The 1,182-nt window shown below is 70.3% G+C and carries 1 pseudogene; it reads right to left on the minus strand.

Features of this window, described 5'->3' with window-relative positions:
- A pseudogene (locus tag AB0A94_RS38690) lies at positions 1-1,182 on the minus strand (alpha-1,4-glucan--maltose-1-phosphate maltosyltransferase); the annotation flags it as partial.

Consider the following 1,182-nt stretch of genomic DNA (forward strand, 5'->3'; position numbering starts at 1 on the left):
CGCGGCGGATGGTGTTGAGCTTGGTGATGAGGGGGGCGATGGTGCGGCCCTCGCGTGCGGCGGTCTCCCAGTCGCGGTGCCTGAGCTGGTACTTCTCGCTGTCGAGGTACTCCTCGCCGCCCTCGCGCAGGGGGGTGTTCTCGCACAGTTCGTAGCCGCTGTAGATGCCCCAGGTGGGGGAGAGGGTGGCGGCCAGGACGGCGCGGACCTCGAAGGCGGGCCGTCCGCCGTGCTGGAGGTAGGCGTGCAGGATGTCGGGGGTGTTGGCGAAGAAGTTGGGCCGCATGTAGCAGGCGGCCTCCCCCGAGAGCTCGGTGAGGTACTCGGTCAGTTCCTGCTTGCTGGTGCGCCAGGTGAAGTAGGTGTAGGACTGCTGGAAGCCGATCTGGGCCAGGGTGTGCATCATCGCGGGGCGGGTGAACGCCTCGGCCAGGAAGATCACGTCCGGGTCGGTGCGGTTGATCTCGCCGATCACCCGTTCCCAGAAGACGACCGGTTTGGTGTGCGGGTTGTCGACGCGGAAGATCCGCACCCCGGTGTTCATCCAGTGCCGCAGCACCCGGCAGGTTTCGGCGACCAGGCCCTCGAGGTCGGCGTCGAAGGCGATGGGGTAGATGTCCTGGTACTTCTTCGGCGGGTTCTCCGCGTAGGCGATGGAGCCGTCGGGGCGGTGGTGGAACCACTCGGGGTGCTTGTGCACCCAGGGGTGGTCGGGGGAGCACTGCAGCGCGAAGTCCAGGGCGATCTCCAGGCCCAGTTCGCCGGCGCGGGCGACGAAGCGGGTGAAGTCCTCCAGGGTGCCCAGGTCCGGGTGGACGGCGTCGTGGCCGCCCTCGGGGGAGCCGATCGCCCAGGGCACGCCGACGTCGTCGGGGCCGGCGTTCAGCGTGTTGTTGGGGCCCTTGCGGAAGGTGGTGCCGATCGGGTGGATCGGGGGGAGGTAGACGACGTCGAAGCCCATCGCGGCGATCGCCGGGAGGCGGCGGGCGGCGGTGTCGAAGGTGCCGTGCGGCCGGGCGGGGGTGCCCTCGGAGCGGGGGAAGAACTCGTACCAGGAGCCGTACAGGGCCCGTTCGCGTTCCACCAGCAGCGGCAGCGGGTCGCTGCTGGTGACCAGCTCCCGCAGCGGGTGCCGGGCCAGCACCGCGTCCACCTCCGGCGTCAACGCCGCCGCCAGCCGGG

This window comes from Streptomyces sp. NPDC044984 (assembly GCF_040646935.1).
GTDB lineage: Bacteria > Actinomycetota > Actinomycetes > Streptomycetales > Streptomycetaceae > Streptomyces.